This window comes from Mycobacterium sp. (assembly GCF_050701675.1).
GTDB lineage: Bacteria > Actinomycetota > Actinomycetes > Mycobacteriales > Mycobacteriaceae > Mycobacterium.
This window is the reverse complement of record NZ_JBOGDD010000153.1, coordinates 1-7655: the sequence shown is the minus strand read 5'-3', so window position 1 is coordinate 7655 and position 7655 is coordinate 1. Positions and strand designations below refer to the sequence as shown.

Below are 7655 nucleotides of genomic sequence, written 5' to 3'. Positions count from 1 at the left end.
GGGGTGGGCACCCAGCTCTCGACCGCGATCATCGTCGTCCTTGGCATCCGCATCTTCGGCAACGCTGCCGCCCTGCGGCGCAGGCTGTTCGGCGCCTGACCCATGGCCGACCCGACGTCACCGCCCGTCCCCGAGCCGGTCCCCGAGCCCGAGCACGGTAGACACGAGCGACCGGCCGACGAGCCGATGCGCCCGATCGGCGACCTGCGGCCGGGCGGCGTGGCGGGACTGGTGCGGCGCGGCCGGTCCAAGCTCACCTTCGGGGCGTTGGCCGTGGTGTTGTGCCTGCTGCTCGGGGTGGCGATCGTGACGCAGGCGCGCCAGACCGAGTCCGGCGACTCGCTCGACACGGCTCGGCCGGCCGACCTGCTGGTACTCCTGGATTCACTACAGCAACGCGAGGCCGCGCTGAACACCGAGGTCGCCGACCTGCAGCGGACACTCGAGTCGCTGCAGAGCACTGGCAGCAACGACCAGGCCGCGATAGAGAATGCGCAGGCCCGCCTGGCGGCCCTGTCGATCCTGATCGGGACCGTGGCCGCGACGGGACCCGGTGTGACGATCACCATCGACGACACCGCGCCAGGGGTGTCGCCCGAGACCATGCTCGACGTGGTCAACGAGCTGAGGGCGGCTGGTGCGGAGGCCATGCAGGTGAGCAGTACGGACCAGACACCGATCCGCGTGGGAGTCGACACCTGGGTGGTGGGGTCGCCCGGTGCCCTCGTCGTCGACGGCACGACGCTCAACCCGCCCTATTCCGTTCTCGCCATTGGAGATCCAGCGACGTTGGCGGCGGCCATGAACATCCCTGGCGGGGCCGTGGACAGCGTCGAGCGCGTCGGCGGGACAATGACGGTGCAGCAGGCCGACGTGGTGAACGTGACCGCCTTGCGGCAACCGAAACCGCGCCAATACGCTCAGCCCGTCAAGTGAGCACGACATCCACATCCAGAAGCAGAACCGAGGAGCGCCGTGAGCGAGATTCCGTCCGACCTTTACTACACCGCGGACCACGAGTGGGTGCGTCGGACGGGTGACGACACCGTGCGTGTCGGTATCACCGACTACGCCCAGGCTGCGCTGGGTGACGTGGTGTTCGTGGAACTGCCGGACGTCGACGCCGAGGTGACGGCGGGCAGCGAGTTCGGCACCGTGGAGTCGACCAAGTCGAATTCGGATCTGTATGCGCCGATCACGGCCAAAGTCGTTGCCGTAAATGGCGATCTGGCGGATTCGCCGGAGCTCGTCAACTCCGAGCCCTATGGCGGCGGATGGCTCATCGACCTGCAGATCGACGCTGCATCGCTTTCGGAGGCGCTGAGCGCTCTCCTCGACGCCGACGCCTACGGCGCGACCCTCGACGAATGAGAATTCCGGCGGTGGTGGACACGGCGGCCTCCCGAGCGCGGTACGGTCGTCTCGAGACGCACGACGCGCCGTCGTCCCCCTTGAATGTCTCGAGCGGGAGCCGGCGCGCTTGCCAACCATCGCCACAGCAGCCAGTAAGGAGCACCGGGTGACGGACAACGACACCAGTTCGGGCGCTGACCAGTCCGAAGAAGTCACGGTAGAGACCACCTCGGTCTTCCGCTCGGACTTCCTCAACGAATTGGACGCACCGCCATCGACGGGCAGCGACAACGCCGTCTCGGGGGTCGAGGGATTGCCGGCGGGTTCGGCGTTGCTCGTCGTCAAGCGCGGTCCGAACGCCGGGTCGCGGTTCCTGCTCGACCAGGCGAGGACCTCGGCCGGTCGGCATCCCGACAGCGACATCTTCCTCGACGACGTGACCGTGAGCCGCAGGCACGCGGAGTTCCGGCTCGAGACCGCCGAGTTCCAGGTCGTCGACGTCGGCAGCCTCAACGGCACCTACGTCAACCGCGAGCCCGTGGATTCCGCGGTTCTGGCCAACGGCGACGAGGTCCAGATCGGCAAGTTCCGACTGGTCTTCCTCACCGGGCCGAAGGGCGACGACGGCGGTTCTGCCAGCTAATGACCGCCCCCGACACCCCAGCGCTCGCCGGGATGTCGATCGGAGCGGTCCTGGACTCGCTGCGACCCGACTTTCCGGACGTGACCATCTCCAAGATCCGCTTCCTGGAGGCTGAGGGACTGGTCACGCCGCAGCGCTCGGGTTCGGGGTACCGGCGGTTCACCGCGTACGACTGTGCGCGGCTGCGGTTCATCTTGACCGCGCAACGCGACCACTACCTGCCGCTCAAGGTCATCAAGGCGCAGCTCGACTCGCAACCCGACGGAGCGTTGCCCGACAACGGATCCGGGTACGGCGTTCCTCGGTTGGTTCGGCTGCCGGGCGACCGGGACGACACCGTCGGCGTCGAGGACAGGGCCGCGGTGGCACCCGCCCAGGTCAGGCTGAGCCGGGAGGATCTGCTGATCCGCTCCGGAGTGGACGAGGAGCTGCTCGGCTCCCTGATCAAGGCCGGGATCATCAAATCGGGCCCCGGCGGGTTCTTCGACGAGCATTCGGTCGTGACGGCACAGTGCGCGAAGGCACTGGCCGACTACGGGGTCGAACCTCGCCACCTGCGGGCCTTCCGATCTGCTGCGGATCGACAGTCCGACCTGATCGCCCAGATCGCGGGTCCGGTGGAGAAGGCCGGCGCCAAGGACCGCGCCGACGACCTGGCTCGGGAAGTCGCGGCGCTGGCAATAACGTTGCACACCTCGTTGATCAAGTCAGCCGTGCGCGACGTTCTCGATCGCTGAGGATTAGACTCAGCCACGACGACTTGCGGTGCGGAGGGCAGACTCAGATGGGCGAGGTTCGTGTAGTCGGCATTCGCGTGGAGCAGCCACAGAATCAACCGGTTCTGCTGCTGCGCGAATCCAACGGTGATCGCTATCTGCCGATCTGGATCGGGCAGATGGAGGCTCAGGCGATCGCGCTCGAACAACAGGGCGTCGAGACCACTCGGCCCATGACGCACGACCTCATCCGCGATCTGATTACCGCCCTTGGGCATTCGCTCAAGGAGGTCCGGATCGTCGATCTGCAGGAAGGCACGTTCTACGCCGACCTGATCTTCGATCGCGACATCAAGGTCTCCGCGCGGCCGTCGGACTCCGTGGCGATCGCGATGCGCACGGGTGTCCCCATCTACGTCGAAGAGGCGGTGCTGGCCGAGGCCGGGCTGCTGATACCCGACGAGTCCGACGAGGAAACCACCGGCGCGGTGCGGGAGGACGAGGTCGAGAAGTTCAAGGAGTTCCTCGACAGCGTGTCACCGGATGACTTCAAGGCCACCTGAGCGTCGATAGTCACGGATGCGTCTCACGCCGTCGACACGCGCGGCCGTTGTCGTGGATCCGCGTGACGGGCAGCCATACTTTGATCGTCATGAAGCGGAGAGTACGGAGCGATGCGCGTATGCTCGACGTACTCGAGCTCGGAGCGAACGTGCTTAGTTGATTGTCGCGTCATCATTGGCGCTGCGAGGCACAGGTCCAGATCGATCGGCGAGAGGATGGGCAGTGGGCGACACGCCACGTCAGGAGCAGTTGGATCTCACCTCCAACGGCACGCCGGACCGGGTGGTCTCGACCGCCTCAAGCGAACCCGTACAGGGCGGCTTGTTCCCTGACGATTCCCTGCCGGACGAGTTGGTGGGCTATCGCGGTCCGAGTGCCTGCCAGATCGCGGGAATCACCTATCGGCAGTTGGACTACTGGGCCAGGACCTCACTGGTGGTGCCCTCGATCCGCGGAGCGGCGGGCTCCGGCAGTCAGCGCCTCTACTCGTTCAAGGACATTCTGGTCCTCAAGATCGTCAAAAGACTTCTCGATACCGGCATCTCGCTGCACAACATCCGGGTGGCGGTCGATCACCTCCGCCAGCGAGGCGTAAAAGACCTCGCCAACATCACGTTGTTCTCCGACGGCACCACGGTTTACGAGTGCACGTCCGCCGAAGAGGTCGTCGACCTGTTGCAGGGTGGCCAGGGCGTCTTCGGCATCGCGGTGTCGGGTGCCATGCGGGAGCTCACCGGGGCCATCGCGGACTTCCCCGGCGAACGCGCCGACGGTGGCGAATCCATCCCAAGCCCAGAAGACGAACTCGCCTCGCGACGCAAGCACCGCGACCGCAAGATCGGCTGAGCTGAACCCGAGTCCACCGTCCGGGTAGACTCAGCGATGCATCGCCCCCGCGCGGGAGAGTTCCGTGACCGCCAGTCACGGACGCCGAAGGAGCAACACCTCTCCGTCAACCTCTCAGGCACCAGGACCGCGTAGGGCCACGATGCCTCTGGAAAGTGGCGAGCTCGACTTCGCCCGCCCATGGGGAAAGGCAGTTTCGGCCATCGCCGACACGCCGAATCTCTCAGGCACCCGTTACGGGTCGACGACAGAGGGAGAGGACCGCTCTGACGTTTGAGAGGCCCTCTCGTGTCCGGTACTCATCCCCATCCCGTAACTGAGCACCACCTGCCGCGATTCGCCGACCGGCACATCGGACCAGATGCCGACGCGATCGCCACCATGCTCGAGGTCATCGGTGTGGACACCCTCAGTGAGCTGGCCGAAAAGGCGTTGCCCGCGGGCATTCTGGATGCTCAGGACGCCGACGGCGTGGCCCCGGGACTCGACCAGCTTCCCCCTCCTGCCTCGGAGGAACAGTCCCTCGCGGAACTGCGCGCCATGGCCGACGCGAACACCGTCGCCGTTTCGATGATCGGACAGGGATACTTCGACACGCTGACACCTGCGGTGTTGCGCCGCAACATACTTGAGAACCCCGCCTGGTACACGGCCTACACCCCGTACCAGCCGGAGATCAGCCAGGGCAGGCTCGAGGCGCTGCTGAACTTCCAGACGATGGTCGAGGAGCTGACGGGTCTGGAGGTGGCCAACGCGTCGATGCTCGACGAGGGCACCGCCGCTGCCGAGGCGATGACGCTCATGCACCGCGCCGTCAAGGGTGCGGCGCACACGCTCGTCGTCGACCGTGACGTCTACCGGCAGACTGCCGCGGTGCTCGCCACTCGGGCGGCACCGCTCGGCATCGAGATCGTGACGGGAGACCTGCGCGAGGGCCTGCCCGACGGCGAGTTCTTCGGCGTGCTCGTCCAGCTGCCGGGTGCCAGCGGATGCGTCAATGATTGGAGTCGACTGGTCGACGAGGCCCACGAGCGCGGCGCGCTGGTGGCCGTCGGCGCCGACCTGCTGGCACTCACGCTGATCACCCCGCCGGGGGAGCTCGGCGCAGACGTCGCCTTCGGGACCACCCAACGCTTCGGCGTGCCAATGGGATTCGGTGGACCGCACGCCGGTTACCTCGCGGTGCACACCAAGCATGCCCGCCAGCTGCCCGGTCGCCTGGTCGGCGTATCGGTGGACTCCGACGGATCGCTGGCCTACCGGCTCGCACTGCAGACCCGTGAACAGCACATCCGGCGCGACAAGGCCACCAGCAACATCTGCACGGCGCAGGTGCTGTTGGCGGTGATGGCGGCCATGTACGCCAGTTACCACGGCGCCGACGGCCTGACCGCGATCGCCCACAAGGTGCACGGGAACGCCGTCGCCATCGCCACCGGACTCGACGCCGCAGGCATCGACGTGGTGCACGACGCGTTCTTCGACACCGTGCTGGCGCACGTCCCCGGCCGGGCCGACGACGTCCGCGCGGCAGCCAAGGCCCGCGGGATCAACGTGTGGCTGGTCGACGGCGATCACGTCTCGGTGTCCTGCGACGAGGCCACCACCGCCACCCACGTCGAGGACGTCCTCGCCGCCTTCGGCGCGACGCGCGGTGGCCAGCACTGGGCCGGACCGGAGATCGCCACGCGCACTTCGGCCTTCCTGACGCACCCGGCATTCACGCGCCATCGCACCGAGACCGAGATGATGCGCTACCTGCGGTCCTTGGCGGACAAGGACATCGCGCTGGACCGCAGCATGATCCCGCTCGGGTCGTGCACGATGAAGCTCAACGCGGCCTCCGAGATGGAGCCAATCACCTGGCCCGAGTTCGCCCGCCAGCATCCGTTCGGGCCCGCTTCGGACACGCCGGGGCTGCGCAAGCTGATCTCCGACCTCGAAGGCTGGCTGACGCAGCTCACCGGATACGACTCGGTGTCGCTGCAACCGAATGCAGGCTCGCAGGGGGAGTACGCGGGCCTGCTCGCCATTCAGGCCTATCACCAGAGTCGTGGCGACTCGCAACGCAATATCTGCCTCATCCCGTCGAGCGCACACGGCACCAACGCGGCATCGGCTGCGTTGGTGGGCATGCGCGTGGTGGTGGTGGCCTGCCGCGACAACGGCGACGTCGACCTCGACGATCTGCGGGCCAAGGTCGCCGAACACGGCGACGGGCTGGCTGCGCTGATGATCACCTACCCGTCGACCCACGGCGTCTTCGAACACGACGTCGAAGAGATCTGTGCGGCCGTGCACGACGTCGGCGGCCAGGTCTACGTCGACGGCGCCAACCTGAACGCGCTCGTCGGGCTGGCCCGCCCTGGCCGGTTCGGGGGCGACGTCAGCCACCTCAATCTGCACAAGACGTTCTGCATCCCGCACGGCGGTGGTGGCCCCGGTGTCGGCCCGGTCGCGGTGCGCAGCCACCTCGCTCCGTACCTGCCGGGGCACCCGCTGGCCGATGAACTGACCGACACCTACACCGTGTCCGCCGCCCCGTACGGGTCGGCGTCGATCCTGCCGATCACGTGGGCGTACATCCGCATGATGGGGGCGCCTGGGCTTCGCGCGGCGACGCTCACCGCGATCGCGTCGGCCAACTACGTCGCCCGCCGCCTCGACGAGTACTACCCGGTGCTGTACACGGGGGAGAGCGGGATGGTTGCCCACGAGTGCATCCTCGACCTGCGGCCCATCACCAAGAGCACCGGCGTCACCGTCGACGACGTGGCAAAGCGCTTGGCGGACTACGGTTTCCACGCACCGACGATGAGCTTCCCCGTCGCCGGCACATTGATGGTCGAGCCGACGGAGAGCGAGAGCCTTGCCGAGGTGGACGCCTTCTGCGAGGCCATGATCTCCATTCGCGCCGAGATCGATGAAGTCGCGGCAGGGCGGTGGACGGTAGAAGACAACCCGCTGCGTGGTGCACCGCACACGGCCGAGTGCCTGATCGTGGCCGACTGGGACCACCCGTACACCAGGGAGCAGGCGGCGTATCCGCTCGGAAAGGCGTTCCGGCCCAAGGTCTGGCCGCCGGTGCGCCGCATCGACAACGCCTACGGTGACCGCAACCTGGTCTGCTCCTGCCCGCCGGTGGAGGCCTTCGCCTGAACGGGCGACTGGTTCCCGGATTGGTGTCGATCCAATAGCGGGGTCAACCGGAACTCGACGAGTTCGCGCATGACGAGGGAGGTGGCCGTCTTCTCGACGCCGTCGATGTCGAGGATGCGGCCTGCGATGCGGTATAGGTCATCGGCGTCGCGCGCGACCGCCTGGACGAGCAGATCGACGGCGCCGCTGAGCCCGAGGACTTCCAGAACCTCGGGGATGGCCGCGAGCTCGACCGCGATGGCGCCGAGCTTGCGCTGCGTGACGTTGACGAGGATGAACGCGGCAAGGGGGTAGCCGACGGCCGCGGGATCGATTCTGCGCTCGAAGGATTGCAGCGCACCGTCACTCTCCAATTTCGCCAGCCGCGCCTGCAC

The 7655-nt window shown here is 67.2% G+C and carries 9 protein-coding genes and 2 riboswitches; of the genes, 8 read left to right on the top strand and 1 reads right to left on the bottom strand.

Going from position 1 to position 7655, the window contains the following annotated elements; genetic code table 11:
• The 8 genes from ACRDUX_RS04430 to gcvP form a co-directional block, all read left to right on the top strand.
• The coding region (locus ACRDUX_RS04430) for a DUF1290 domain-containing protein (RefSeq protein ID WP_526411400.1) at positions 1-99 on the top strand (99 nt) is incomplete at its 5' end.
• Between the two features lie 3 nt (positions 100-102).
• Positions 103-936 (top strand): DUF881 domain-containing protein, encoded by an 834-nt coding sequence (locus tag ACRDUX_RS04425; RefSeq protein WP_526411396.1) that lies wholly within the window; start codon positions 103-105, stop codon positions 934-936.
• 39 nt (positions 937-975) lie between these two features.
• The gene (gene gcvH / locus ACRDUX_RS04420) at positions 976-1371 is read left to right on the top strand and encodes a glycine cleavage system protein GcvH (protein WP_526411394.1); all 396 of its coding nucleotides are present in this window, start codon (positions 976-978) and stop codon (positions 1369-1371) included.
• Between the two features lie 148 nt (positions 1372-1519).
• Positions 1520-1996 carry a glycogen accumulation regulator GarA gene (garA, locus tag ACRDUX_RS04415; RefSeq protein WP_526411392.1) on the top strand — a complete coding sequence of 159 codons (477 nt, stop codon included), beginning with the start codon at positions 1520-1522 and terminating at the stop codon, positions 1994-1996.
• Positions 1996-2733 carry a transcriptional regulator FtsR gene (ftsR, locus tag ACRDUX_RS04410; protein WP_526411390.1) on the top strand — a complete coding sequence of 246 codons (738 nt, stop codon included), beginning with the start codon at positions 1996-1998 and terminating at the stop codon, positions 2731-2733. Before garA ends, ftsR begins: the two co-directional genes overlap by 1 nt.
• A 47-nt stretch (positions 2734-2780) precedes the next feature.
• A complete protein-coding gene (locus ACRDUX_RS04405; protein WP_526386239.1) occupies positions 2781-3275 on the top strand; it encodes a bifunctional nuclease family protein in 495 nt (164 codons plus the stop codon).
• Between the two features lie 223 nt (positions 3276-3498).
• Entirely contained in the window at positions 3499-4122 is a 624-nt protein-coding gene (locus ACRDUX_RS04400; RefSeq protein WP_526411389.1) for a MerR family transcriptional regulator, read from the top strand.
• A gap of 42 nt (positions 4123-4164) precedes the next feature.
• Positions 4165-4262, top strand: a riboswitch (glycine riboswitch).
• Positions 4263-4383, top strand: a riboswitch (glycine riboswitch).
• Positions 4384-4449: 66 nt separating this feature from the next.
• Complete coding sequence (gene gcvP / locus ACRDUX_RS04395) at positions 4450-7281, top strand: aminomethyl-transferring glycine dehydrogenase (protein WP_526411398.1); 2832 nt, start codon at positions 4450-4452, stop codon at positions 7279-7281.
• Here the strand turns inward: gcvP and ACRDUX_RS04390 are convergent.
• The coding region (locus tag ACRDUX_RS04390; RefSeq protein ID WP_526411387.1) for an Lrp/AsnC family transcriptional regulator at positions 7227-7655 on the bottom strand (429 nt) is incomplete at its 5' end. The two genes, gcvP and ACRDUX_RS04390, sit on opposite strands and share 55 nt — an antisense overlap.